The following is a 24632-nucleotide window of genomic DNA, read 5'->3' as shown; positions in this document are numbered from 1 at the left end:
AAATTTATGCAAATAAAAATTCTACAGCTACAAACTCATGGTGATGATCGTGGTGCCTTAGTGGCATTAGAAGAAGGTAAAAACATTCCGTTTGACATTAAACGGGTCTTTTATTTGTTTAAAACAAAAGAAGGTGTACGCAGAGGCTTCCATGCCCACAGAATGCTAAAGCAGGTAGCTATCGCTGTGCGTGGTTCATGTCGTTTCTTGTTGGATGATGGTACTGAAAAGATAGAGTTGCTGCTGGATAACCCAGCTCAGGGTGTAGTAATTGAACCGCACTTCTGGCATGAAATGTATGATTTTTCAGATGATTGTGTATTAATGGTCTTGGCCGACCAACCTTATGATGAATCTGATTATATTCGAGACTATGATAAATTTGTAGATATGGTGGCTTCTAATGTTTATCCATCCCCTCAGTGATGTTCAAACAGAAAATATAGGCAATAACACTCGGATATGGCAGTTTTCTGTGATTTTAAAAGAGGCTGTGATAGGAAGTAATTGTAACATTTGCGCGCACACTCTAATTGAAAATGATGTGGTTATTGGAAATAATGTTACGATAAAATCTGGAGTGTATTTATGGGATGGAATAATAGTTGAGGATAATGTTTTTATAGGTCCTTGTGTTACATTTACTAATGATAAAAAACCTCGTTCAAAAGTATATCCTGATCAGTTTTTAAAAACGACAGTTAAAAAAAATGCATCTATCGGTGCGAATGCAACGATACTACCAGGAATAAAAATTGGTATGAACAGCATGATTGGTGCTGGCTCGGTAGTTACTAAAGATGTTCCTGATAATGCGATTGTTGTTGGTAATCCTGCTAAAATTATTCGATATATTGGACATGAAGATGATTAATTTTCTCGATCTCAAAGAGATCAATGCAGCTTATAAAAATGAATTGAAGGATAGCTTTTTAAAAGTACTAGATTCAGGTTGGTATATTACAGGAAAAGAGCTTTCGACATTTGAAAAACAGTTTGCTGATTACTGTGGTACAAAATATGCCATTGGTGTCGCTAATGGCTTGGATGCACTAACTTTAACCCTCAGAGCATGGAAGGAATTGGGGAGGTTAAAAGAAGGTGATGAGGTTATTGTTCAAGCAAATACTTATATCGCTTCTATTCTTGCTATTACCGAAAATCTGCTGAAGCCTGTATTTGTTGAGCCAGATCCTCAAACATATAATCTTTCTCCTAATAAAGTAAAAGCGGCAATTACTCCAAAAACAAAAGTAATTTTGCCAGTTCATCTCTATGGTCAAATAACTCCAATGAATGAGATTATATCCATTGCAAAAGAATATAATCTTCTGGTATTGGAAGATTGTGCGCAAGCACATGGTGCGTCATTAGAAGGCAAAAAAGCAGGTGCTTGGGGAGATGCGGCTGGTTTTAGCTTTTATCCAGGTAAAAATCTCGGGGCACTTGGGGATGCGGGAGCAATAACAACTAATGATGATGAGTTAGCAGAGGCACTCAATGCATTGAGAAATTATGGTTCGCATAAAAAATATGAAAATCTATATCAGGGAGTAAACAGCCGACTTGATGAGCTTCAGGCTGCTTTTCTTTCTGTCAAATTGAAGTTTTTGGATTCAACCAATATCAGGAGACAGGAAATAGCTAAAGCGTATACATCTGGAATAAAAAATAATTTAATTAAGTTACCTTGTTTGCCTGAATCCACTGGTGAACATGTATGGCACTTATTTGTTATTCAATGTGAAAGCCGGGATGAACTACAAGCGTATCTCTTAGAAAAAGGGGTACAAACGTTAATACATTACCCAACTCCACCACATTTGCAGAAGGCATACCAAGTGTTAGGTTATTCTATAGGGGATTTACCTATTACTGAGAAAATACATCAGCAAGTTTTAAGTCTACCAATGGGGCCTACAATGACGCAGAATGAGGTAAATAAGGTAATAGAAGCGGTAAATGATTACCAATGAACTTGATAAAAACTTCTATTTTAAGTTTTATTGCAACGGCCATTAAAGTCTTAGCTGGGTTAGTAATAAATAAAGCAATTGCTATGTTTGTTGGACCTGCTGGTCTGGCTTTAGTGGGCCAATTTCAGAATTTTAGTCAAATAGCAATGACTGCTGCTAAGGGAGCAATAAATAGCGGTGTTACTAAGTACATTGCAGAGTATGGTAATAATGAGGAAGAGAAAGTTCCTATTTTAATAAGTACTTCGGCTAAAATATCTATCATTTGCTCTGTTATTGTAGGTGCCTTTACCATTTTTTTTTCCAATTTCGCATCTTTGCACTTTTTGCATGACGTAAAATATCAGTATATTTTTGTAATATTTGGTTTTACCATTATTCTTTTTTCATTAAATCAATTGATTTTATCTATTCTTAATGGATTAAGAGAAATTAAATCATTTATTTCTATTAATATAATCCAAAGCTTATATGGATTGGTTTTCACTACTGTACTGATTGTTTTTTGGGGTATAGATGGAGCTCTTATTGCTTTAGTAACAAACCAGTCGGTAGTGTTTCTAATTGTTATATGGATGCTGAGAAAACATGCAGTAATAAAGTGGGATAATTTTTTACATAGATTTGATAAAGTGGAAGGTAAAAAACTTCTAGGGTTTGCGGCGATGGCATTAACATCTGCATTGACTCTTCCTATTTCTCAATTGATTGTTCGTAATTATATTGTGGATAAAATTAGTTGGGATGCTGCAGGCTATTGGCAGGCAATTTGGTATATATCTACTATGTATCTGATGGTTATTACCACTGCTTTAAGTACTTATTATTTGCCTCGGCTCTCAGAAATAAAAGAACGGACTGAGTTGCGGGAAGAGTTGATGAATGGATATAAGATAATCCTTCCTGTTGTTATTGTTATGTCGCTAAGTATATTTTTGCTAAGGGATTTTATCATTTTGGTTTTGTTTAATAATGACTTCATGGCAATGAGAGAGTTATTTAAATGGCAACTCACTGGTGATGTGATTAAGATATCATCTTGGTTGCTTGCGTTTATCCTTATTTCAAAAGCTGAGGTGAAAATCGTTATTTTTTCTGAAGTAATATTTTCTATTTCCTTTGTTTTATTGTCATTTATGTTTATTAAACAAACTAATAGTGTTATTGGTGTGACTTATGCTTATGTATGTAATTACATAATGCATTTCTTTTTTATGTTGACCTTTGTATTTTATAAGAAATTAGTATAGTGTTTTAAATTTATAATTAATTTATAGGTTACGTTCAATGTTCACGATAGTGATACCGTCTTATAATGGCGAGAAATATATTTTTAAAACTATTGATTCCATACTACAACAAACATTTCGTGATTTTGAAATTATTCTTATTGATGATGCATCTAAAGATGGTACTGTTAACATGGTAAGGTCGAGGTATCCTACAGAAGTTAAAATTATTGAAAAAAAAATAAATCAAGGATTAGCTAAGAATATTAATGAAGCAGTTTCTCAGGCTAAAGGGGAACTCATTATTTGCTTAGGGCAAGATGATGTATTAGATAAAAATCATCTTAATAAGATAAAAGATGTCTTCCTCGACGAAAATGTCACTATTTGTCATAATGCATCAAAGATTTTGAGTCCAACTGATATTGTCGGCGATTATTTTATCTCACCATCTAAAATAATTAAGGTCACAAATAATTATAGATATGAGATGTCTAAAAGAAACATTTTTCAAAGCTGCGGGCTCTGTTTCAGGAAGAGTGTTTTCTTATCTGTTTCTGGATGGGATGAATCATATAAGCTTTATGGAGAATGGCTAGTTTATCTAAAAATAGCTTCTGCAGGAAAACTAGTGTTTATTCCGGATATTATATCTTTTTATCGAAGGCACGATTCTAATATAACTAACACATTTAATACCATAGCGAGTTACATTGACAGGCGTAGATATTTTATAAAATGCAGGAAAGCAGCTCTAACTTTGAATGATTTCAATTTAACTGAGAAAATCAAGTTAAACATTTTTTACTTTTTATATGATTTTAGAATTATAGGTAGAATTTTATATGAAAAGATTTTTTAGAATAATAAGGTTCCTTTTGGTTGAAAGTCATCAATATCTAAGACGTGCTTACTATAGTTTAATATTATTCCGAATTCACTCTTTTAAAGCTATGCAGCCGGTATATATAACAGGAAAAGGGAATGTGAAAATACATAGCTCAGTTACCTTCGGAGTTAGAAATTCACCTGGATATTTAAATACATATGCATATATAGAAGCTCGAGAAGTAGACTCAGAGATTATTATTAAAGATAATACGGCCATTAATAATGGCTTCTGTATTATTGCAAATAAAGCAAAGATCGAGATTGGGTATAATTGTTTGATCGGTGATAATGTTAAAATATTTGGAAGTGACTTTCATGCTATTACAAGCGGTATGAAAACTAAAAAAAATGCTATTGACAGAGATGTTGTTATAAAGGATAACGTATGGATTTGTTCAAATGTGATCATATTAAAAGGCGTCACAATAGGTATTAACTCTATAGTTGGTGCAGGAAGTGTGTTGACAACTTCTGTTCCTGATAATGTCTTGGTGGCAGGTAATCCTGCAGTTGTTATTAGAGAATTAGACTAGATATATTTATGAAAATATTATTTACCGGCTACTACGGTTTTAATAACTTTGGTGACGATCTTTTCCCTCTTGCATCGTTAGAAGCATTAAAGAATGAGACTGAAATTGATATAGCTATATTATCTCCTAAGATTGATGGGATAGATGCTAATTTTTTAGTACCAGATTTTTTAAGTGAAATTTATCGAGGGAATAGTTTTTTTAGCAAGCTTACCCGTATGTTTTTTATGCTATTTTACTCGTTCTTATACGATAAAATTGTGCTTGCAGGTGGATCTGTTATTTCATCAAATACATCAAATAATATGAGAATGCTTCAGTATATTCTTGCAAGGATAGGTATTTGTAAGTTTTACGCTATAGGTGTTTCAGTCGGTCCTTTTTCTAGCAAGAAAGATGAGGTGTTTAGTCGAAAGTTTATTAATTCTTTATCCTATCTCTCAGTTAGAGATAATGCATCTGTTGATGAGTGTAAGCGTATTAAATGTACACATATTCCTGATAATAATTTTGATATAGCCGGTGTGCTCTATCCTTATTTCAAACGTATTAAATTATATCCCTCTAATACTCAGAAACTAGGTGTATCTTTATGCTTTTATGAACGATATGCGGGAGGCGATAAAAGAATTGAAGATAATCGAAGTTCCGCTCTTATTGATGGTATTATCAATTTTTGCTCTAAAAATAGAAGCATTGAAGTTATTGTTTTTGTTTTAAATACTAATGATGATTTGGGTGATTATTATATATCAAAAAATATATTCGATCTTCTTACTGAAAATGGAATAAATGTTTCCCTTTGGCAACATGAAAATCCCTTACAATCAATAGATAAAATAAAGGAATGTGATTTTTTTATTACAACTAGACTACATGGGGGTATTGCTGCGTATTTATCAGGCATTAATTTTTGTCTTGTTGAATATCATAAAAAATGCACTGATTTTAATAATGCTATTTTCTATCCTAGAGATATAAGATTAGATAATATCAATATTACCTCTCAGAGGGTTGATTTAGTGCTCAATGAATTGCTCACCGCTAAACTTGATGTGCTCAAACCAAGTGATTATGAATCTTTTTCTTTGAAACCTTACAGCAGAATATTAGGCTAGAATGATGGATAATTCGAGGATTTCGATCTCTTTTGTTGTTATAGGACTTAATGAGGAGGTATCATTAGATGGATGTTTCCAGTCTATAACAAAAGCTATCTCTAAGTTAGATCGTGCTGAATATGAGATTATATATGTAGATAGTGGTTCATCTGACAGAAGTGTTGATATTGCTCGAGGGGTTAGAAACTGTAAAATATTTAAGCTTACTAAAAACAGAAGTGCTTCGGCTGCGAGAAAAGTTGGTGAATTAAATGCTAAGTATAACTATATTTTATTTTTAGATGGTGATATGCTCTTAGATGTAAGTTTTCTAGAAAATATTTTTTCAGAGAATATTCTGTCTGATTCTACAGTTGGTTGCATTGGACTTCGCCAAGAAAATACTTTTAATTATTTCCGAAATGAGTTTGAAATTAAAACGAAAGACTTCTATAAAAACAAAAATATGTCTAATGTCAAACACATTGGTGGTGCATTTTTAGTTCGCCGAGATGTTTTAATAAAGTCTGGAGGGTTCCAACCAGATCAGATTATGTGGGAAGAACAACTTGTCTTATCTAATATTATGAGTCTGGGCTATAATATAAAGTGTATTAACATTCCATTTATTATTCATAATAATAGAAAGACTGCTAGTTACTCATCAAACATTCGGTCTTATTGTAAACGATATGGGACTGGTTATTATTTTTCTCATTATATATTTAATTCTTATAAAAATGGTTCTTTTAAATATACGATCCTAAATCAATCTCCCTTTTTTTGTTTCTTGGGTTTCTTTTCTTTGTTTTTGTTTATTTCTTTTTTTAAAGTTAAATATGCTTTGTTATTTCTCTTCATTTTTTCTCTTATCTATATTCTTGTTTTTGGGAAAAAAAATCTTGCTCACTCTGTGTTAAGACTTCTGTCTCTGGTAAGATATTTTTTTACAAGTAAAAATAAATTTGAATTTTGCTGGAAATATGAAAATAAATAAACCTTGGTTCCTTTTTTTCTCAATAAAAGTTCTTTATTCTTTAATATCACTTTTCATTCTTAGTAGCATTACTAAAATTGGTGATAGTGAAAGATATATTAATGCGGATTTGAATATTTCGCTAAGGACTTTCTATGATTCTACTGCTTTTATGGATTTTATTGGCGGTATTCTTGGTCTTGGTGGTAGTGCGTTTGCATTCTTGGGATTTGCAATTATAAATTTATGCTTAACGTTTTATGCACTAAGAGATTTCACGTTTACACGTCTCCAACTTTACACATTGCTTGCTTTCTTATCCTTTCCAAGTTATTTAATCTGGACCAGTGTTCCATCAAAAGAAGCAATTGTATCAGGTTTTATGATTATACTGGCGTCTGATATTGTCAGGTTATACTTTAAATTTAACCGGCTTAATTCTTTTGTTGTTTTATTAGCACTTTATATCATTGTTATATTTAAACCTCAATATATGCCAAGCATTATTGTTTGCTATCTAACAGGTTATCTATTTGGTAAGAAAAATTCTAATGCAAGTATTTTTCTGATGGTATCTATAATTGGGATTACGGCAATAGCAATTACCCTCTATTCATTCAATGATGTAATTTCTGACACGGTATTCAGAGTTATCCGAGGATTTGATCTCGAAGCTGGAGCGAGTCGTGAGGAGTTTTGGGTAAGGCCTAGTGATTGGTATACAAAAGCTTTTGAAGGCATGTTGTTATCTTTTTGGGGACCAACATTTTCCGAGGCTGGACGAAGTATGATTGTCCTTTTTGTTTTTATTGAATCGCTGATAATAACTATTATATTAATAACATTGTTTTTTATTTTGATATCTAATAGATTTAGACTTTCATTTATATCAATGCTGGTTTTTTCTACTCTCCTTTTACTTTTCGCCACATATCCATTCGGTGTTATGAATTATGGTAGTGCTATTAGATATAAGCAAGGTTATTATCCATTTTTACTTATTCTTTTTTACTGTATTCCGATATTTTCTCGCATGGAAAAGAGATATTTAGGGAATACGGGAGTGTTATGATATTTTGATTCATAAAGTATTTATTTGTTATTGAAATTTTCTTAAGGTTAAGTTATGGCCGTTATCGTGCTTACTGCAAATACTAGTTGGTATATATATAATTTTAGAAAAAATACAATCAAGGCATTAATTGATAATGGTTATTCTATCGTTGTTATATCCCCTAAAGATGAATATTCAGATAAAATAATTTCATTAGGAGCCGATTTTATTCCCGTCCATATCGAACGGGGTAGTATCAATCCTTTGAAGGAAATTTTACTGATAATTAGGTTTTTTAAAATTTATAATAAATTAAAACCTGATGTTGTGTTAAATTTTACGCCTAAAAATAATATTTATAGCACATTGGCTGCAACCTATGCAGGTTCAAAGGTTATTAATAATATTGCGGGATTGGGAGTGTCTTTTAATAAAAATAATTTTTTATATTTTATAGTGAAAAATTTATATAAGCTATCTCAAAATAAAGCATATAGGGTTTTTTTTCAAAACGAAACAGATAGAAATTTTTTCATTGATAACGACCTTATTCCAATTAGTAAGACCAAAAGATTACCTGGTTCAGGAGTTGATTTAGAACGGTTTTGCACTGTTTCGGCGCCAGATGATGGCGTTGTCAGGTTTCTTTTGGTCGCTAGATTATTAGTAGAAAAAGGTGTAGTTCATTTTGCAGAAGCTGCAAAAATTTTAAAAAATAAGTATGGCGATTCTGTCGAGTTTAACCTATTAGGGTTTATTGATTCAGTAAGCCCGTCTGCGATATCGTCAGACCAAATAAACATCTGGGTTAATGAAGGCATTGTTTCATACTTGGGAGTATCACAAAATGTTGAAAAAGAGATTGGGCGATCTGATTGTATCGTCTTACCTTCTTTTTATAGAGAGGGGGTACCTAAATCTCTTTTGGAGGCTTGTGCTATGGGAAAACCAATTATTACTACCGACAATGTTGGATGCAGAGAAACTGTAGTTGATGGTATTAATGGCTTTTTATGTACGCCAAGATCTAGTCTCAGTCTTCTTGAAAAAATGGAAAGTATGATAAATATGACTCATGCTCAAAGATTGGCTATGGGAGAATATAGTCGTAAAAAAGCTGAGAATGAATTTGATGAGAAAATTGTTATTAATGAATATGTCAGGGCTGTTAAAGAATTAGTTCGAGCTTACTAAGCTAAACTTTTTACTCTTGAGTGGAACCTATGAAAATATTGATTACAGGTGCAGCTGGATTTATTGGTTATGCAGCTGCTCTATCTTTCTGTAGTAAAGGCGATACTGTCGTTGGTATTGATAATATCAATGATTACTATGATATAAATCTGAAAGAATCTAGATTAGATATCTTGAAATCTGAGAATAATTTTAAATTTATCAGATTGGATATCTCTGATAAAGATGGCCTTAATAGTTTGTTTATGTCTGAGAATTTTGACTGCGTAGTTCATCTTGCAGCTCAAGCGGGAGTGCGGTACTCATTGCAAAATCCTAGTGTGTATGCAGACAGTAATTTAGTCGGCTACCTTAATATTTTAGAATGTTGTCGGAAATGTAAGATAAAACATTTGGTATATGCTTCATCTAGCTCAGTATACGGCCTGAATAATAAAACTCCATTTTCTACAGTTGATTCAGTAGATCATCCTGTTTCATTATATGCTGCTACTAAAAAAGCAAACGAACTAATGGCTCATTCGTATTCCCATCTATACAATATACCTACCACTGGGTTACGTTTTTTTACCGTTTATGGTCCATGGGGACGTCCAGATATGGCGTTATTTAAATTCACGCAAAATATATTAAATAATGAGCCTATTGATATCTACAATAATGGTAATTTAAGTCGAGACTTTACCTATATTGATGACATCGTGGAGGGCATTGTTCGCATCACGGCCACTGTTCCTAAAGGAAATGATAATTGGAGTGTTGAGTCTGGAAGTTTGGCGACCAGTTCTGCACCATATCAAATATATAATATAGGAAATGGTAGCCCAGTAAAATTAATGGATTTTGTTACTGCTTTAGAAAATGTATTAGGTATAGAGGCGAAGAAAAACTTTTTGCCAATGCAACCTGGTGATGTTTATCAGACCTGGGCTGATACGAAAGACTTTTTTACTGCTACAGGGTATAAACCCAAAATTGGAATAAATGAAGGTGTGACAAACTTTGTAAACTGGTATAAATCTTTTTATTAAAGTTAATTTCTTGATTTTTATAAACAAAAACTACAATTTTTTTATTAATTTTACGGTTAGAAAATGAAAATAGCAATTGTAGGTACAGGCTATGTAGGCCTCTCTAATGCCATATTACTGGCACAACATAATCATGTTATCGCATTAGATGTTATTCCTGAAAAAGTTGAACTTTTAAACGATAAAACATCTCCGATTGTCGATACGGAAATTGAGGATTTTCTTAAAAATAAAAATCTTGATTTACATGCTACGATAGACAAGTATGTAGCATATAAAGACGCTGATTTTGTCATTGTGGCAACTCCTACAGATTATGATCCTAAAACGAATTATTTTAATACAAAATCTGTGGAGTCAGTGATTCAAGATGTATTGAGCATTGCTTCTAATGCCATCATTATTATAAAATCTACAATCCCTGTTGGATATACTAAACAGTTACGTGATAAATTCAACACTGAGAATATTATTTTCTCTCCGGAATTCCTGCGAGAAGGAAAAGCGCTGTATGATAACTTATATCCATCCCGCATTGTCATCGGCGAGCGTTCAGAAAGAGCGGAAATATTCGCAAGTCTATTACTGCAAGGAGCTATTAAGAAAGATGTTCCTGTCCTTTTTACAGATTCAACAGAAGCTGAAGCAATAAAACTTTTTTCCAATACCTATCTGGCAATGCGCGTAGCATATTTCAACGAGTTGGATAGTTATGCGCAAATTCATGGTTTGAATAGTAAACAGATTATCGAGGGGGTAGGATTAGATCCCCGTATCGGCAGCCATTACAACAATCCTTCTTTTGGTTACGGTGGTTATTGCTTACCGAAAGACACGAAACAGTTGTTGGCGAACTACGCTAGTGTACCAAATAGCCTGATTAGCGCCATTGTTGAAGCAAATCGTACCCGCAAAGATTTTATTGCCGATTCTATTATCGAACGCAACCCCAAGGTTGTGGGTGTTTATCGTTTGGTAATGAAGGCAGGTTCAGATAATTTCCGTGCCTCAGCGATCCAGGGGGTGATGAAACGTATTAAGGCGAAGGGTATTGAGGTTGTGGTATATGAACCTGTACTTAAAGAGGATACGTTCTTCCGGTCTCGAGTAATTAATGATCTGGATGAGTTCAAAGGGATATCCGATGTGATTATTTCTAATCGTATGACTGATGAACTCTCTGATGTTATAGAAAAAGTGTATACGCGCGATCTTTTTGGCTCGGATTGAGATGGTTATCCCTACTTTGTGTTACGCAAAGTAGGGATTTGGTTAAATGACTTTTTCTAATGCTTTTTCCCAGTTGGATAAATCAATACTTAACTGTTTAACATTATTGCAAGCCAACGTAGAAAAACCAGGTCTGTGAGCCGGTGTCGGATATTGTTCCGTTGTTATTGGTGCCAGTATCGGCCTTTTTGCCAGAACCGATTTATTTGCTGCAACATCAAAAATCACTTCAGCAAACTCATACCAGCTCACCTCTCTATCACCGCAATAGTGATAAATCTCGCCTTTTGCCTGTTGTTGCAATAGTTCAATAATCGCCTGCGCCAAATCACCGGCATAGGTCGGACATCCGCGCTGATCGTTCACAATGCTCAGCGTATCTCGTTCTTTAGCCAGTCTAAGCATGGTTTTGACGAAATTATTACCATACTCACTGAATACCCATGCGGTACGTACAATGATCGAATCAGGCGCTGTTTTCATCACCACCTGTTCGCCCGCGAGTTTCGTCCTGCCATATACGCTTAATGGATTCGTAGAGCTGGTTTCAGTGTAAGGCTGTGTAGCCTTGCCATCAAAGACATAGTCAGTGGAAACGTGAACGAGGCGTATATGCTGTTTATTCGCAACGCTGGCTAAATTGGCCGGGCCTGCTACATTGATTAGATCTGCTAACTCGGGCTCTGATTCCGCTTTGTCAACAGCGGTATACGCCGCTGCATTTACGATGGCATCTGGCTGAAAGTGTTCTACCGCCTGTTCAACCTGCCCAATGTCTGTGATATCAAGTTCATCGCAGTCCGTTGCCCAGATTTCCCATTCTGATGGAAGACGATCCTGAAAACAGCGGCCCAGTTGGCCTTTTGCGCCAGTGAGTAATATCTTCATTATTTCAAATCTCTGAACAGTTTCCCTTGCCTGTCTTTTTCTGACAGTAAGGGCTCTGAAATTGGCCAATTAATACCGATTTCAGGATCGTTCCACAGCAGGCAGCCTTCATCTTTAGGGTTATAGTAATCCGTACATTTGTATTCAAAATCGGCAATATCGGAAAGCACGACGAAACCATGCGCCAACCCTGGCGGTAGCCAGAATTGCATTTTATTCTCCTCCGAGAGGATGGTTCCTTCCCATTTCCCATAGGTAGGCGATTGTGGCCGTATATCAACGGCAACATCAAAAACTTCACCACGCACGACCCGCACCAGTTTTCCTTGCGGATTTTTTTGCTGAAAATGCAACCCTCGTAGTACGCCTTTGCTTGAGCGAGAATGATTATCCTGAACAAAGTCCAGATCGATATTTAAGTATTGCTGGTAGCGTTTCTTTTCAAACGTTTCCAAAAAGAATCCGCGTGCGTCGCCAAAAACTTTTGGCTGGATGATTTTTGCGCCATAAATAGCGGTATCAATGACATGCATATTATTTTTCTGCGATTAATTGTGTTAAGTATTGCCCATAAGGCGTTTTAATCATCACGTCTGCTTCTTCCGCAAGCTGTTGACGAGATATCCAACCCTTACGGAATGCGATCTCTTCCAGACAGGCAACTTTAAGCCCCTGACGTTTTTCGATGGTATGAATGAATTGCGAGGCTTCAATCAGGCTATCATGCGTGCCGGTGTCCAGCCAGGCAAATCCCCGACCCAACAGTTCGACACTTAACGAACCCTGTTCGAGATACATTTGGTTAAGCGTGGTAATTTCCAGTTCGCCGCGAGATGAAGGTTTCACCTGACGAGCCATTTCAACCACATTTTTATCGTAGAAGTAGAGCCCAGTAACGGCCCAATTTGATTTTGGCGTGGTTGGCTTTTCTTCTATTGATAGTGCTCTGAAATCTTCATCGAACTCGACCACACCAAACCGTTCAGGATCGGTTACCTGATAGCCAAAAATTGTAGCGCCTTCTTCTTTTGCCGCAACGGTTTCCAGTTTTTTACCAAAGCTCTGACCAAAATAGATATTATCGCCAAGAACCAGGGCACAACGCTCACCATTAATAAACTTTTCGCCAATGATAAAGGCTTGGGCGAGGCCATCGGGACTGGGCTGAATGGCATAACTCAATTGAATGCCAAAGCGACTGCCATCGCCTAAAAGACGCTGGAAGGCGGGCATATCTTCCGGTGTGGTAATGAGCAATATGTCTCGGATACCCGCAAGCATTAAAACCGAAATAGGGTAATAAACCATGGGCTTATCATAAATCGGCAGTAACTGTTTCGAAATTCCGCGGGTAATCGGGTATAACCGTGTACCTGTTCCGCCAGCGAGTACGATCCCTTTCATCATGCCACCTATAAACGTTTTTCAAGAGACATAGTTATAAGTGCAGTAGTATATCGAATGATACCAGCGTTGTCTGATGCGACAGGGAAAAATCAAATAAATCTATACTCATCCCTATCTAACAGATTCGGAGGTTTTCCCTCACGAAAATTATCGGTTGGTTTATGAAATCCAGTCAAATGAAGTTTGAGTGTTAGCTTTGGTCCATCTTTGGCCCAGAGTGGGGGGATAAGTTTTCACCGCCGGTGTTGCAATACCGGGCACTGAGCCCGGTATAAGGTGAATCAGTTAATCTGGTTGGTTGTTCAGAGGATTAAATCTCGATTTTTCCCACAGGCTTCAGACTGGTACAGTGTTGCAGCAGATCTCCGGGGAAAACAAACATGTTCATATTGGCCTGTAATTGATGGGTTGCGGTTAATGTATTTGCATTGTTCTGCGTACCGGATAACGCTGCGTTGATGCCCGCAAACTCCTCAATAGCTTGTGCTAATTCAGGATCAATGGCTGGTACATTGTTGCTGACCATACCGCTATCAATGGCGGCGTATAATGCCCGGCAAAGCTCTTCATCACTTTCAGTAACAGTATTATTAGAAGTAATGTTAACGATATTCCTGGCCGAGAAGGGATGCTGGTCAATAAATTCCACAGCCCTATCCAGCAGGTTTTGGCCGTGGGCTGCGTTCAGAAGCTGGTGATGAAAATGCAGTTGGTATTGACTACCTGCATCTTCAAAGCACTGGGAAACGAACTGCGAGCAAACCATGGGTATTTTCCCCGGGTTTTTATGCTGCTGGAGATATTGGGTCAACGTTGCGGTTAACTTCTTCAAAATGCGCAAAATGACTTTCTGAGCGAGCGTAGGGAATGAGATTTTTTTATACAGCAGTAATATCCCCACAATATACAGACTGGCATTATCATAGGGTTCCAGGTTATTACGGTGCAGCGTAGCCGCATCAATAACCGGCGATAATTCCTGCTGGGATGCATGCCGGTAAACGTATATGGTGCGGTCATGAAAACGGTGCAGCGCTTCATTAACAGCAACCTGAGGCGGGCTTTCTTCGATAATGCTAAGCGGGGATTTTTTATACAGCATTGCTGCATGGCTAACGGGAGCATCGGTTAAAAAAGTAATAGCCCATGAGATAAAGCTACCCTTTTCAGGTGAAAAAAGCAGGACATCCCCTTCATTCAGTTCTTCAGGCAAAAGTGTGTTCGTCAGTTCTTTAGGTAAACGTGTTTTCATTTGATCTATCGTTTTATTGATATCCTTCATGGTCGCTTCCTTATTATTATCTGGCTGATGTAGTCGTAACAGTATAAGACACAGATTAATAAAAAATTACATGTGTCTATCACCCCTTTTCTGATTTATTCCTCCCCCCACGATAAATATCAAAAAAATTATCCCCGCCGGTTCGCTGAGCGTTGCCCATCAGTCATTGGAAGCTTTTGCCAACCATCTGCGATCCAGAATTTTACAACATCTCCCCGCGTTTGCGGTTAAGGATGTTTGCAAAACTACGCTCATTTAAGTCTGGGAGCGGGCACTGGTACACTCGCGCTTTTAGCTTTGTTTGTCTCTTACTGATAAACCGCACCAGAATTGTCCGATGTATCAGAAAAAGTCTATACCCGCGATCGCTTTGATTCGGATTAGGTGTAATCTTAGTGTCATGCGCGGTGTAGCGGGATTACGCTGCCAGGTGAAAACAATCAGATTGAAGAGAGTCAATTCATGACATCATTGAAAGCCATTATCCCTGTGGCAGGTTTAGGGATGAATTTGTTGCCGGTGACTAAGGCAATACCTAAAGAGATGTTGCCGATAGTCGATCGCCCGGTGATTGAGAAAATCGTCAACGAGTGTGTTAATGCCGGCATTAAAGAGATTGTACTGGTGACGCACGCGTCTAAAAACGCGATCGAAAACCATTTCGATACCTCGTTTGAGCTTGAATCTCTGTTGGAAGAGCGCGCCAAGCGTCAGTTGCTGGCAGAAGTTCAGTCTATTTGCCCAAAAGGCGTGACCATCATGAACGTCCGTCAGGGGGAAACGCTGGGATTAGGGCACGCCGTGTCCTGTGCCAGACCAATAGTGGGGGATAACCCGTTTGTTGTCGTTTTGCCGGACGTTGTTCTGGACGAGAACACCGCCGATCAGGCTAAAGACAATCTTGCATTGCTGATTTCCCGTTTTGAAGAAACGGGGCGCAGTCAGGTATTGGTCAAACACCGTCCTTATGAAGTGTTGCCGGAGTATTCGGTAGTGGATTGTGAAACTCCGTTGGTTAATCCCGGCGATGCGTCTGCCATTACATCAATGATCGAAAAACCAGAAGCGCCTTCGGCAACGGGGTCGGATCTCTCTGCCGTCGGTCGTTATGTGTTAACAGCGGATGCCTGGCCGCTGTTGGCTAAAGCGGTTCCCGGCGCATGGGGCCGTATCCAGCTTACCGATGTGATTGCTGATTTGATTTCGACTCAGCAGGTTGATGCCGTGCAAATGGCAGGCAAAAATTTCAACTGTGGCCGTAAGCTAGGGTATGCGCAGGCTTTCGTTTCTTACGGATTGCGTAATCCTGAACTGGGTGCGGAATTCAGGGAAAGCATCAAGGCGTTGCTGAAAAAGCAGGGTTGATGGATGGCGGATTGTGTCCGTTTTAAGATGCCTGCAAAATGCAGGCATCTTATGCATCGATCTCTAACGTGTTCATATCAAAATAAAATAGCAACCCTCAAACTCGTCTGGCTTATCGTCACCGTTTTCTGAAATGACGTCATGTCCCCAAAAAAGAACGGAATGAAACGTGATGGTTTTTTACTCTTTCAGTAAAAACAGTTCTCTTTCTGCCGCTCTTCTTCTGGTCAGCCCGTACAATTCTTTCCCGCCTGCTTTATTCCAGCGTAGAAACTGTTCTGCGGCCTCTGCATATTTCCCTTGATTGAGGTACAGCAGAAGTGTTGAGCGTTTTAAATTGCCTGGGCCAAGATTAAAAGCAAAAGAAACCAGTGCATCAAATTGATTTTGGTTAATATCAACGTCGACCAGTTTCAGTATCTGCGCTTCAGTGATTTTTAGATCGTTGCGTAATAATTCTTCCGCTTCTTCTTCCGTTAGCGTGTGATCAAATTTTTCGTTAGGCAGAATTAAATGACCGTAGCCGATGGTCCATTTTTCTACGGCATCCCGATACTGGGTAAGTCTACATCCTTCGAAACTTTTGATAAGCGCTATACCTGCGTGACCAGTTGCAATAGGAATGTTTGCCATAAAAATACCTCGTTAAAAAAGAGCATGAATCTGCATTGCCGTTATGGCGGCGGAGTCAAACAACATTATTATTGATTTCTTTGATCGCGCGTCCGTCGATAAAAATGTCGTAGTGCGATTGTTGTTCGGAGGACGTCGCGTGAATTTTTATTATGACCTGATGTGTTCGCCAGGTTCTGAACCAACGTGTCAGGATGCCGGGTTTGCCTGCGTAGAGTACCGTCTGGCGGTTTTTCAGACTGTAAGCGTTGAAGGCAATCTGCAAGGTAAGACGATAACAATGGCAGTCCAGCATTGGGCGGGTATGTGCTATATCTTTTTGCCAGCGCTGGCTGAAATGTATCAGGCGTTGCATATGGTATTCCGCCAGCCAGCGATCGAGTGCTTGCTGGGTACGCTGCTTTTCCTCTTGCAGAATGCGGGCTAGCCGGGTGAGAGGAATTTTCATGGCTATGCCAGCCACAGGGGTTTGCGCTCAAATCCAATGTGATAAACTAGCCATTGCTGAATCACCTGGTGTTCCCCCATGTTGAGTAAAACGAAGTTTTTCTCAACTCCCACGATGTGCCCTTTCGGGGATTCAGATAAACAGCGGTTCAGCACATCGATCGCTTGTTGCGAGTCCTCTTCCGAATAGGGAATGGAAGGATTAGGGTTGCCTATGGCGATCCGTTTGATAAACCGGACGCTGGTGAGATCAAATATCTGTCCTGCCATATTCTGTCCTCCTTGCCGGGTGATAAGCTCTGGAATAGGGTAAGAACCTCAATATTCTTACCCTGTTTCAACATATCAAATACCGTATGTTGATTTATTCATCGCTACTCTGGTATTTGATCCTTAATTTTATCCTGCTGTGTTTGCCTTTTCAGGTTTGGGAATGGGTTGGATCGCCGATTGCATAATATCCAGCACACGGGAAAGCCCTTCCGGCATACCATCATCCGAGGCATGTACCTCAATATGATATTTGGCTGAGTTATCGGTTTTGCGCGTACTTTCCTGATGGGCGCTGACATTACCTTTGATTTTTACTCCCCAGCCAAACAATCCGCCGCCAGCATTGAGTTCCATATTTTCATCTGATGCGCGTTTATCTTCCGTAGCGGATTTCACCTCCATATCAAAAGTGATATCCACTTTTTTGACCGCTAACGCCGGAATATTGACGATGGATAATAGAGGAACGTTGATAACCATATCCTGGAGGGCATATTTCTCAATCTCTCCAGAGCCATCGGTTTTAGCTGTAGGTATATTTTGTTGGAATTCAAATGCAACGCTTCGAACCGTTTTTTTATCGACTGTTTTTTTATCATTCTCCAGTTTGTAGGAAGTGTTAAATCCAATTTCATCAATAAAATCCGCTGTGGCGCGAGCCAGCATCACCTGTGCCTCGCAGGCGGCCTGTAACGGGGCGCCAATGAGGGTATTCATGGGTAACCCATTAAATTGGTTGGCGATCTCATTTGCCATGATTGTTACTCCTTGTGCTGTAAGTGTAATTATTGCTTAACGTCTTTCTTGTTTTTATAAAGCCATTTCGACAGGTCATCTTCCCGGTCGTTTTTTCCCTGTTTCGTTCCAGTATAAAAATAGCCTTGTGAGGTATTAATCAACTCATTAACCATCCGCATGACGCCTTCCGGCGTGTCCTGATGAACGAGCTCGACTTTTATATTCGCTAATAATCCGTTATTTTTTTTCAGTATCCCGCTGCCGATATCAATTTGTAAAGAAGGCTGATTAGCAAGAATTTCAGGATCGTCCTGAATGTCGTTGGCGAAGAGTTTTATATTATTCCGATCGGGTTCGTTTTGGCGTTCAGGTTCGAATTCATCAAGATTGGTGAGCCCGACTTCGAACTCGGCAGACGCTTTTTCAATTCGTACGCTGCTTAATGGCACCAGATTGATAAAAGGAACACAGTAATAGTCGACATCATTATCAGTGGCATTTTCACGATGTGAGGGTAATCCAATTTTTAATCTTCTGGGGAAAATACCGGGTAAATAATTTTCTTTGTCGCTAAGCTCTGGATTCGGATCTCTTCTGCGTTTTCTTTTGAAAAAACGCAACATATTTAAAGATTGAGCTTCTGCCACATCATTTTGGGCCTGCGCCATGGATTTCGCCAGTGCAGTAATGATACTGCTCAGGGAGTTGTTTTTTGCCATAATAACCGTCCTCAAATTCCATCTTTATCGGCTAAGTCATTAACCCGGTATTATCCTGTTATTGGCTCCCATTAGAAAATGGGTGATATACCCGCCATACTTCAAGTTGTATGTGCGTTGTTCAAAACGACAACTTTTTGCCCTGCAACTCGAATTATTTAGGGTATAATCGTTTTAATCTTGTTCCTATCTACACCAAACTTCATCAAACACGAAGATTACTGTTTATGGGTGCCTGCTTTTCAGGCATGACGATCGTTATTAGAACCGATCATCAGAACTTATATTGCACGCCTAAAGATAGCGTGTAGTATTTATTATCCAGTCCACTCCAGTCGCCGTCGAAATAATTAGAGCTCCCGGCCTCTTTCCATTCCAACCCGCTTCTTGCTTCCTCATAACGGCTGTATGCGGCTTCTGCGTAAATTTTTGTTTGCGGATGGATATAGTAGCCTGCGCTTACGGTTGCAGAGAGATGACGGGCATTATTTCCTTTGTTACGTATGGTCAGGTCTCTGTCATAGTGTTCGTCGTTGCTCTTCCCCTCAACCCAATCGCTGAATTTTATTAATCCACTCAGTTCAAAATCCTGATAACGCCATGAACCAATTAATCCGATATAAGGCATGCTATAAGTTTGCCGGTAGCCGATTATCTTGTAGCTGTTGGGAAAGGTGAAAATATCATTGCCGTTATCGTAGTTAAAGGCACCGCCATAAGCTGACCAACTAAAGGCGGTTCTCTGGTAGCCGAAAGTTGCGCCAACCTTGTAATCATGCGCTTTAACCAGCCAGCCAATGATATTCACATCAATTTCATTGGCATAATTCAGATCGGTTTTTGCATGATGGCTCCAGTGTGACCAACCGGGTTTGCTGTTATCTAGCCAGTCATAATCATCCATTGTGCCATTGCCGGAAGAGAGCGTCGTCCAGCCGCGTAATCCAGCACTGAAGCGGGGCAGAATATCGTAACTCACGTCACCTTTTAGAATGACGGCGCTATTAATTTTCCAGTCGAGCTCGCTGGCCTTTTTCCCGCCGTTATTAGGATGATAAATTGACTCTTGAGATTCTCCGGCCAAAAAACCCAGCGCAATACTGCCGGTTAATTTATCCTGGTAAAAGCGCTGGCGCTTCTCGCCAATATCTGCGGCGGCATATCCGCTAATAAGTAATCCACCCGTTAGTCCGATAATGGTGAGTGGTATTTTCATCTTCTATTCCTCAACCAGTTTGCGCATATATTTTTATAAGTTGGTAACAAAAATGACACTACGTTGTTTTAACTTGTGAAAAATGAAACGGCTATTTGATGCGAAATCATATCGGCAGGTAATATTCGCTTATCCGGTGAGTTTCTTTTATCACCTATTTCCTTTCATGTTCAGAGTAGCCAAAACTCAGAATATTCCTATCACCTTTTATCTGATTCGTTATTCACCCCCCGGGAAGTGGCGCTCGATGCCTGTTGGCATAATCATTCGCGTCCGGATGCGCGGCTGCAAGGATACGAGCAGAAAAATAGTGGGGGGTGAGCAGGGATGCCACCCCCTCAGGTTGTTATTTAATATTTTGTTTTTTAAGTATTTTTGTTTTTTCACACGCCAATATCACCTCCCAACAGAGGGTAAATGTCGACAGGTGGGGGTGAAATTGATTTTTTGTATTTACAGTATGTGGGCGATCACGGTAAAACGCTGTTGTGCAGGTCAACATATTGATGTTGATACCTTTCATTCTTTCTGCAATGGTTATTTTTTTATGAATAAATTGTTAAGTTTTATTACGCGGCAGGAAGGTGAAGTGGTGGGGTTACACCGGGAATTGGTCTGTCGTCCGGCAATTAATCCCGAACACGGCGGGGAAGGAGAAGAAATAAAGGCCCGTTGGATAGAAAACTGGCTTTATCATAATGGATTATGCCGGGTGCAACGTATGGATGCATTGGATATTCAGGCCCACAACAAACTACGTCCGAATCTGGTGGCGCATTATTTGCCGGCAGGATGCAAACAGACACTCTGGCTGGTGACGCATATGGACGTCGCTGCGCCAGGCCCTGTGGAAAATTGGGTGAGTGATCCTTTCACGCTGCGCATTGATGGCGACCGCCTTTATGGTCGGGGGGTGGAAGATAATAATCAGGGGATTGTATCGGCCTTATTATTGCTGGATGCGGTCAAGCAATTGAATATCACGCCGCCGATGGGCATTGGCGTGGTATTCACCAGCGCAGGAATTACCGATTACACCAAAGGTATCGGCCATATTCTCAATAAGACGCCGAACCTGTTTCGCGCTGATGATTTGATCGTGGTGCCGGATTATGGCAATGAAAATGGCAGCATTATCGAAATTGGCGAGAAACGTAACGCCTGGGTACGTATTGATGTTCGTGGGCGGGAGTATCACGCCGGTTTTAGTGAAGGCCCAAATTGTTTTGAGGCCGCCGCGCGATTTATTTCTCGCCTGAAACAGGTACGCCGGCGTTATGCCTGCCCGGATCCTTTCTTTTTTCCGCCGACGTCAACCATTACGCCCACGCATTCGGAAACCAACTGTACCGGCCTGAACCACGTTCCGGCGAATTTTGTGTTTTATCTGGATATTCGTTTAATGCCGAATTGCGCGCTGGAACCGGTGATGGACGATCTTCAGCAGTTGGCGCGGCTGATTGAAAAGAAAGAGAAGGTGGTTTTTGCTTTTGGCTATGTAGAAATTACTCCGAATGCGCCCATTACGCCGGGTGGTTCTCCCGTGATCCGAATCCTTTCAGATGCGATAGAAAAAGAGCTGAACGTAACGCCGCGGCTGGTCGGCGTCGGTGGCGTGACCATGGTGTCGGTGATCCGCTCTTTAGGATTGCCGGTGGCCGTGTGGGGTATTCAGCAATCCGGTAAAAATCAAACGAATGAAAGTATTAGTATTAAAGCACAGCTGTCCCAGACGCGCATATTTGCCCGCATGCTCTATGCCCCGTTGCTGAAAGAACAACCGGTTGTTCGCCAGAAACGGGTAGACGAGGGGAATAAAAAGATTACGCCTGCCGAGCAGGCCGTTGCCGCATTGGTGGGCGTTGGCATGAATAATGAACAGATCGGCGCACAGCTTAATTTAAGCGTCAACACCATACGCACGCATCTGAAGAATTTGTATCGTAAAACGGAGGCGCGTAACCGACGTGAACTGCAACGACTGTTTATCCTGAAATAGGCTGAGGCGGTTGGTTTCTTCCTCCATACCCACCGGGGATTTGCCCCAATAAGACTGATTTTCAGTTGATAACATCCGATCTCTATATTTTATCTCTACGCGTTCAGTTGAAGGTAAACGGGAGCGCGCAATAAGCCGTTTCCCGCATATTACGCAACCCTTTAATAAACGCTAAAATCTCAGCGAAAAGTGGAAAAAAGGCGGGATAAAATCACGGGGTGTGGCGATTAAACCAATCACTATCCACTCACGTAAAGCTGAGTTAACATGTGAGCCTGTTTTTAATTGCCTGCGGGTTTGCAACTCACGTGTTTGCGGCGGCGGGCAGGTTATCCTTCAGACAGGAGTTGCTTTAATGTCCAAACAGCAAATTGGCGTTGTCGGTATGGCGGTGATGGGGCGCAATCTGGCGCTGAATATTGAAAGCCGTGGCTATACCGTTTCCATCTTTAACCGTTCTTCAGATAAAACCGACGAGGTTATTGCAGAAAATCCAGGCAAAAAACTGGTTCCGTATTACACCGTCGAAGAATTTGTTGAATCCCTGGAAAAACCGCGTCGTATTCTGTTGATGGTAAAAGCCGGAGAAGCGACCGATAAAACCATCGAATCTCTGAAGCCGTATCTGGAGAAGGGCGATATCCTCATTGATGGCGGCAACACCTTCTATAAAGACACTATTCGTCGTAACCGTGAGCTGTCCGCAGAAGGCTTTAACTTCATTGGCACTGGCGTTTCCGGTGGTGAGGAGGGCGCGCTGAAGGGGCCTTCTATCATGCCGGGTGGTCAGAAAGAAGCCTATGAGCTGGTTGCGCCGATCCTGGAAAAAATCGCGGCGCGCGCCGAAGGCGAAGCCTGCGTCACTTACATTGGCGCGGATGGGGCTGGCCACTATGTGAAAATGGTTCACAACGGCATTGAGTACGGTGATATGCAGCTGATTGCCGAAGCCTATGCGCTATTGAAGCAGGCGTTGAATCTGGGTAATGATGAGTTGGCATCAACCTTCTCCGAATGGAATAAAGGTGAACTGAGCAGCTATTTGATTGAAATCACAGCTGATATCTTTACCAAAAAAGACGAAGACGGGAAATATCTGGTTGACGTGATTCTGGATGAAGCGGCAAACAAAGGTACGGGCAAGTGGACCAGCCAAAGCTCTCTGGATTTGGGCGAACCGCTGTCGTTGATCACCGAGTCTGTCTTTGCCCGCTATTTGTCTTCTCTGAAAGATCAGCGCGTGGCGGCGTCTAAAGTCCTGACCGGGCCTACCGCGCAGGCGTTCCGCGGCGATAAGGCCGAGTTCGTTGAGAAAGTGCGTCGCGCCCTGTATCTGGGCAAGATCGTATCCTATGCGCAAGGGTTCTCTCAGTTAAAAGCCGCATCGGAAGAGAACCACTGGGATCTCAACTATGGTGAGATCGCCAAAATTTTCCGTGCGGGTTGTATTATTCGCGCGCAGTTCCTGCAAAAAATTACCGATGCCTATGAGCAAAAGGCCGATATCGCCAACCTGTTGCTGGCGCCTTATTTCAGGAAAGTCGCTGACGAATATCAGCAAGCGCTGCGTGATGTGGTGTCCTATGCTGTTCAACAGGGTATTCCCACGCCAACGTTCTCCGCGGCTATTGCGTACTATGATAGCTATCGTTCCGCGGTATTGCCCGCTAACCTGATTCAGGCTCAGCGTGACTATTTCGGTGCGCATACTTACAAACGTACGGATAAAGAAGGTGTATTCCACACCGAGTGGCTGGAATAATGTAATCTGTTGCTTATGCAACGAGATTCGTTAGATAAAAACGCCAGATTAGGATATATCTGGCGTTTTTGCTTAAAATGCGGTTTATATTCTTATCATTCAGATTGTTATAGTGTTTTTCACCTTCTTTTTGTCAGTTTGCTTAAGCCAACTTTCTTTTTCGCCGCTATCTTCATTGTCTATTATGTCAAAATCTTGCTATTTTTAACGGTGTTGCGAAAATTGATCTGAGGCGGGCGCCTCGGTTCTCTGTTTGGAGTGGTTTTTACTGCCATGCACCTGTAACGCACGGCTGGGAGGATCCCAGTCTCGGCTGGCTAACGGTAGAATAGGGAGTTATACCCTACTTATGGTCTGGTCGGAATGAAGGTCGGGGTATGGTCGAACTGGCGATATCTCACCCTGAAGTACTTCATATTCAAAAAAGGAAATCGTAATGAAGAAAACGTTAATTGCACTGGCCGCAGTACTGGCTATGTCGTCTAATGCGTTTGCTGTTGATGGTGTTTCTAACACTGGCGGTGCTGCTGGCGCCGCAGGGTCCGGCGTTGCTGCTGGTACGACCGGTTGGATTGCTATCGGTGCCGCCGCCGCTGTGGCTGCGGGTATCGCTATTGCCGTTGCTGAGAACGATGATGGCGGTTCTGCTACCAGCACCAGCACCACAACAATTACTCAATAATTTCGTG

At 40.2% G+C, this 24632-nt stretch carries 26 protein-coding genes; 16 read left to right on the top strand and 10 right to left on the bottom strand.

Annotated elements, in window-relative coordinates:
- Nucleotides 1-6: 6 nt before the first annotated feature.
- The 12 genes from DDT52_RS12500 (at nt 7) to DDT52_RS12445 (ending at nt 11214) form a co-directional block, all read left to right on the top strand.
- Nucleotides 7-426, top strand: a complete 420-nt coding sequence (locus DDT52_RS12500; RefSeq protein WP_109053625.1) for a sugar 3,4-ketoisomerase — start codon at nt 7-9, stop codon at nt 424-426.
- Entirely contained in the window at nt 404-874 is a 471-nt protein-coding gene (locus DDT52_RS12495; RefSeq protein ID WP_109053624.1) for an acyltransferase, read from the top strand. Before DDT52_RS12500 ends, DDT52_RS12495 begins: the two co-directional genes overlap by 23 nt.
- Nucleotides 867-1976: a DegT/DnrJ/EryC1/StrS family aminotransferase gene (locus DDT52_RS12490; RefSeq protein ID WP_136156654.1), complete on the top strand. Its 1110-nt coding sequence runs from the start codon at nt 867-869 to the stop codon at nt 1974-1976. The genes DDT52_RS12495 and DDT52_RS12490 overlap by 8 nt, the downstream gene beginning before the upstream one ends.
- Complete coding sequence (locus DDT52_RS12485; protein WP_136156653.1) at nt 1973-3226, top strand: O-antigen translocase; 1254 nt, start codon at nt 1973-1975, stop codon at nt 3224-3226. The genes DDT52_RS12490 and DDT52_RS12485 overlap by 4 nt, the downstream gene beginning before the upstream one ends.
- A gap of 37 nt (nt 3227-3263) precedes the next feature.
- On the top strand, nt 3264-4067 hold the full coding sequence (locus tag DDT52_RS12480) for a glycosyltransferase family 2 protein (protein WP_136156652.1): 804 nt from the start codon (nt 3264-3266) through the stop codon (nt 4065-4067).
- Nucleotides 4068-4191: 124 nt separating this feature from the next.
- Complete coding sequence (locus tag DDT52_RS12475) at nt 4192-4629, top strand: acyltransferase (protein ID WP_168709775.1); 438 nt, start codon at nt 4192-4194, stop codon at nt 4627-4629.
- A gap of 8 nt (nt 4630-4637) precedes the next feature.
- Nucleotides 4638-5747: a polysaccharide pyruvyl transferase family protein gene (locus DDT52_RS12470; RefSeq protein ID WP_136156650.1), complete on the top strand. Its 1110-nt coding sequence runs from the start codon at nt 4638-4640 to the stop codon at nt 5745-5747.
- A gap of 1 nt (nt 5748) precedes the next feature.
- Entirely contained in the window at nt 5749-6726 is a 978-nt protein-coding gene (locus DDT52_RS12465) for a glycosyltransferase family 2 protein (RefSeq protein WP_136156649.1), read from the top strand.
- Nucleotides 6713-7777, top strand: a complete 1065-nt coding sequence (locus tag DDT52_RS12460) for a hypothetical protein (RefSeq protein ID WP_136156648.1) — start codon at nt 6713-6715, stop codon at nt 7775-7777. Before DDT52_RS12465 ends, DDT52_RS12460 begins: the two co-directional genes overlap by 14 nt.
- A 54-nt stretch (nt 7778-7831) precedes the next feature.
- On the top strand, nt 7832-8953 hold the full coding sequence (locus DDT52_RS12455) for a glycosyltransferase family 4 protein (RefSeq protein ID WP_136156647.1): 1122 nt from the start codon (nt 7832-7834) through the stop codon (nt 8951-8953).
- A 29-nt stretch (nt 8954-8982) separates the two neighbouring features.
- Complete coding sequence (locus tag DDT52_RS12450) at nt 8983-9984, top strand: NAD-dependent epimerase (protein WP_136156646.1); 1002 nt, start codon at nt 8983-8985, stop codon at nt 9982-9984.
- Between the two features lie 63 nt (nt 9985-10047).
- Complete coding sequence (locus DDT52_RS12445; protein ID WP_136156645.1) at nt 10048-11214, top strand: nucleotide sugar dehydrogenase; 1167 nt, start codon at nt 10048-10050, stop codon at nt 11212-11214.
- A 42-nt stretch (nt 11215-11256) separates the two neighbouring features.
- Here DDT52_RS12445 and rfbD read toward each other — a convergent pair whose 3' ends face one another.
- The 4 genes from rfbD to DDT52_RS12425 all read right to left on the bottom strand — a co-directional run bounded on the left by rfbD (nt 11257) and on the right by DDT52_RS12425 (nt 14791).
- On the bottom strand, nt 11257-12102 hold the full coding sequence (rfbD, locus tag DDT52_RS12440) for a dTDP-4-dehydrorhamnose reductase (RefSeq protein WP_136156644.1): 846 nt from the start codon (nt 12100-12102) through the stop codon (nt 11257-11259).
- On the bottom strand, nt 12102-12635 hold the full coding sequence (gene rfbC / locus DDT52_RS12435; protein WP_136156643.1) for a dTDP-4-dehydrorhamnose 3,5-epimerase: 534 nt from the start codon (nt 12633-12635) through the stop codon (nt 12102-12104). Before rfbC ends, rfbD begins: the two co-directional genes overlap by 1 nt.
- A gap of 1 nt (nt 12636) precedes the next feature.
- The gene (gene rfbA / locus DDT52_RS12430) at nt 12637-13506 is read right to left on the bottom strand and encodes a glucose-1-phosphate thymidylyltransferase RfbA (RefSeq protein WP_136156738.1); all 870 of its coding nucleotides are present in this window, start codon (nt 13504-13506) and stop codon (nt 12637-12639) included.
- A 313-nt stretch (nt 13507-13819) separates the two neighbouring features.
- Nucleotides 13820-14791 (bottom strand): hypothetical protein, encoded by a 972-nt coding sequence (locus DDT52_RS12425; RefSeq protein ID WP_136156642.1) that lies wholly within the window; start codon nt 14789-14791, stop codon nt 13820-13822.
- 462 nt (nt 14792-15253) lie between these two features.
- Between DDT52_RS12425 and DDT52_RS12420 the strand changes: the two genes are divergently transcribed.
- Nucleotides 15254-16156 carry a sugar phosphate nucleotidyltransferase gene (locus DDT52_RS12420; RefSeq protein ID WP_109053609.1) on the top strand — a complete coding sequence of 301 codons (903 nt, stop codon included), beginning with the start codon at nt 15254-15256 and terminating at the stop codon, nt 16154-16156.
- Between the two features lie 180 nt (nt 16157-16336).
- Here the strand turns inward: DDT52_RS12420 and DDT52_RS12415 are convergent, their stop codons facing one another.
- The 6 genes from DDT52_RS12415 to DDT52_RS12390 all read right to left on the bottom strand — a co-directional run bounded on the left by DDT52_RS12415 (nt 16337) and on the right by DDT52_RS12390 (nt 20182).
- Nucleotides 16337-16789 (bottom strand): lysozyme, encoded by a 453-nt coding sequence (locus DDT52_RS12415; protein ID WP_136156641.1) that lies wholly within the window; start codon nt 16787-16789, stop codon nt 16337-16339.
- Between the two features lie 55 nt (nt 16790-16844).
- On the bottom strand, nt 16845-17237 hold the full coding sequence (locus DDT52_RS12410) for a hypothetical protein (RefSeq protein WP_136156640.1): 393 nt from the start codon (nt 17235-17237) through the stop codon (nt 16845-16847).
- A gap of 2 nt (nt 17238-17239) precedes the next feature.
- The gene (locus DDT52_RS12405) at nt 17240-17506 is read right to left on the bottom strand and encodes a hypothetical protein (protein WP_136156639.1); all 267 of its coding nucleotides are present in this window, start codon (nt 17504-17506) and stop codon (nt 17240-17242) included.
- 129 nt (nt 17507-17635) lie between these two features.
- The gene (locus tag DDT52_RS12400; protein ID WP_136156638.1) at nt 17636-18265 is read right to left on the bottom strand and encodes a DUF2589 domain-containing protein; all 630 of its coding nucleotides are present in this window, start codon (nt 18263-18265) and stop codon (nt 17636-17638) included.
- Between the two features lie 29 nt (nt 18266-18294).
- Nucleotides 18295-18966: a DUF2589 domain-containing protein gene (locus tag DDT52_RS12395; RefSeq protein WP_136156637.1), complete on the bottom strand. Its 672-nt coding sequence runs from the start codon at nt 18964-18966 to the stop codon at nt 18295-18297.
- Between the two features lie 274 nt (nt 18967-19240).
- Entirely contained in the window at nt 19241-20182 is a 942-nt protein-coding gene (locus DDT52_RS12390; RefSeq protein WP_136156636.1) for an omptin family outer membrane protease, read from the bottom strand.
- A 547-nt stretch (nt 20183-20729) separates the two neighbouring features.
- Between DDT52_RS12390 and DDT52_RS12385 the strand changes: the two genes are divergently transcribed.
- The 3 genes from DDT52_RS12385 (at nt 20730) to DDT52_RS12375 (ending at nt 24625) form a co-directional block, all read left to right on the top strand.
- On the top strand, nt 20730-22181 hold the full coding sequence (locus DDT52_RS12385) for a M20 family metallo-hydrolase (protein ID WP_168709774.1): 1452 nt from the start codon (nt 20730-20732) through the stop codon (nt 22179-22181).
- 355 nt (nt 22182-22536) lie between these two features.
- Nucleotides 22537-23943, top strand: coding sequence for an NADP-dependent phosphogluconate dehydrogenase (gndA, locus tag DDT52_RS12380; RefSeq protein WP_136156634.1), 1407 nt, complete (start codon nt 22537-22539; stop codon nt 23941-23943).
- A gap of 436 nt (nt 23944-24379) precedes the next feature.
- Nucleotides 24380-24625 carry a hypothetical protein gene (locus DDT52_RS12375; protein WP_109053600.1) on the top strand — a complete coding sequence of 82 codons (246 nt, stop codon included), beginning with the start codon at nt 24380-24382 and terminating at the stop codon, nt 24623-24625.
- Nucleotides 24626-24632 lie beyond the last annotated feature (7 nt).

Source organism: Brenneria roseae subsp. roseae, assembly GCF_003115845.1.
In the GTDB taxonomy this organism is placed as follows: domain Bacteria; phylum Pseudomonadota; class Gammaproteobacteria; order Enterobacterales; family Enterobacteriaceae; genus Brenneria; species Brenneria roseae.
Note: the sequence above shows the minus strand (reverse complement) of the source record. Positions and strands in the feature narration are given on the sequence as shown.

Excerpts from the sequence above, each read along its gene's own strand:
- DDT52_RS12500 (WP_109053625.1), top strand. The coding sequence starts at position 7 with ATGCAAATAAAAATTCTACAGCTACAAACTCATGGTGATGATCGTGGT.
- DDT52_RS12495 (WP_109053624.1), top strand. The coding sequence starts at position 404 with ATGTTTATCCATCCCCTCAGTGATGTTCAAACAGAAAATATAGGCAAT.
- DDT52_RS12490 (WP_136156654.1), top strand. The coding sequence starts at position 867 with ATGATTAATTTTCTCGATCTCAAAGAGATCAATGCAGCTTATAAAAAT.
- DDT52_RS12485 (WP_136156653.1), top strand. The coding sequence starts at position 1,973 with ATGAACTTGATAAAAACTTCTATTTTAAGTTTTATTGCAACGGCCATT.
- DDT52_RS12480 (WP_136156652.1), top strand. The coding sequence starts at position 3,264 with ATGTTCACGATAGTGATACCGTCTTATAATGGCGAGAAATATATTTTT.
- DDT52_RS12470 (WP_136156650.1), top strand. The coding sequence starts at position 4,638 with ATGAAAATATTATTTACCGGCTACTACGGTTTTAATAACTTTGGTGAC.
- DDT52_RS12465 (WP_136156649.1), top strand. The coding sequence starts at position 5,749 with ATGATGGATAATTCGAGGATTTCGATCTCTTTTGTTGTTATAGGACTT.
- DDT52_RS12460 (WP_136156648.1), top strand. The coding sequence starts at position 6,713 with ATGAAAATAAATAAACCTTGGTTCCTTTTTTTCTCAATAAAAGTTCTT.
- DDT52_RS12455 (WP_136156647.1), top strand. The coding sequence starts at position 7,832 with ATGGCCGTTATCGTGCTTACTGCAAATACTAGTTGGTATATATATAAT.
- DDT52_RS12450 (WP_136156646.1), top strand. The coding sequence starts at position 8,983 with ATGAAAATATTGATTACAGGTGCAGCTGGATTTATTGGTTATGCAGCT.
- DDT52_RS12445 (WP_136156645.1), top strand. The coding sequence starts at position 10,048 with ATGAAAATAGCAATTGTAGGTACAGGCTATGTAGGCCTCTCTAATGCC.
- rfbD (WP_136156644.1), bottom strand. The coding sequence starts at position 12,102 with ATGAAGATATTACTCACTGGCGCAAAAGGCCAACTGGGCCGCTGTTTT.
- rfbC (WP_136156643.1), bottom strand. The coding sequence starts at position 12,635 with ATGCATGTCATTGATACCGCTATTTATGGCGCAAAAATCATCCAGCCA.
- rfbA (WP_136156738.1), bottom strand. The coding sequence starts at position 13,506 with ATGAAAGGGATCGTACTCGCTGGCGGAACAGGTACACGGTTATACCCG.
- DDT52_RS12425 (WP_136156642.1), bottom strand. The coding sequence starts at position 14,791 with ATGAAGGATATCAATAAAACGATAGATCAAATGAAAACACGTTTACCT.
- DDT52_RS12420 (WP_109053609.1), top strand. The coding sequence starts at position 15,254 with ATGACATCATTGAAAGCCATTATCCCTGTGGCAGGTTTAGGGATGAAT.
- DDT52_RS12415 (WP_136156641.1), bottom strand. The coding sequence starts at position 16,789 with ATGGCAAACATTCCTATTGCAACTGGTCACGCAGGTATAGCGCTTATC.
- DDT52_RS12410 (WP_136156640.1), bottom strand. The coding sequence starts at position 17,237 with ATGAAAATTCCTCTCACCCGGCTAGCCCGCATTCTGCAAGAGGAAAAG.
- DDT52_RS12405 (WP_136156639.1), bottom strand. The coding sequence starts at position 17,506 with ATGGCAGGACAGATATTTGATCTCACCAGCGTCCGGTTTATCAAACGG.
- DDT52_RS12400 (WP_136156638.1), bottom strand. The coding sequence starts at position 18,265 with ATGGCAAATGAGATCGCCAACCAATTTAATGGGTTACCCATGAATACC.
- DDT52_RS12395 (WP_136156637.1), bottom strand. The coding sequence starts at position 18,966 with ATGGCAAAAAACAACTCCCTGAGCAGTATCATTACTGCACTGGCGAAA.
- DDT52_RS12390 (WP_136156636.1), bottom strand. The coding sequence starts at position 20,182 with ATGAAAATACCACTCACCATTATCGGACTAACGGGTGGATTACTTATT.
- DDT52_RS12385 (WP_168709774.1), top strand. The coding sequence starts at position 20,730 with ATGAATAAATTGTTAAGTTTTATTACGCGGCAGGAAGGTGAAGTGGTG.
- gndA (WP_136156634.1), top strand. The coding sequence starts at position 22,537 with ATGTCCAAACAGCAAATTGGCGTTGTCGGTATGGCGGTGATGGGGCGC.
- DDT52_RS12375 (WP_109053600.1), top strand. The coding sequence starts at position 24,380 with ATGAAGAAAACGTTAATTGCACTGGCCGCAGTACTGGCTATGTCGTCT.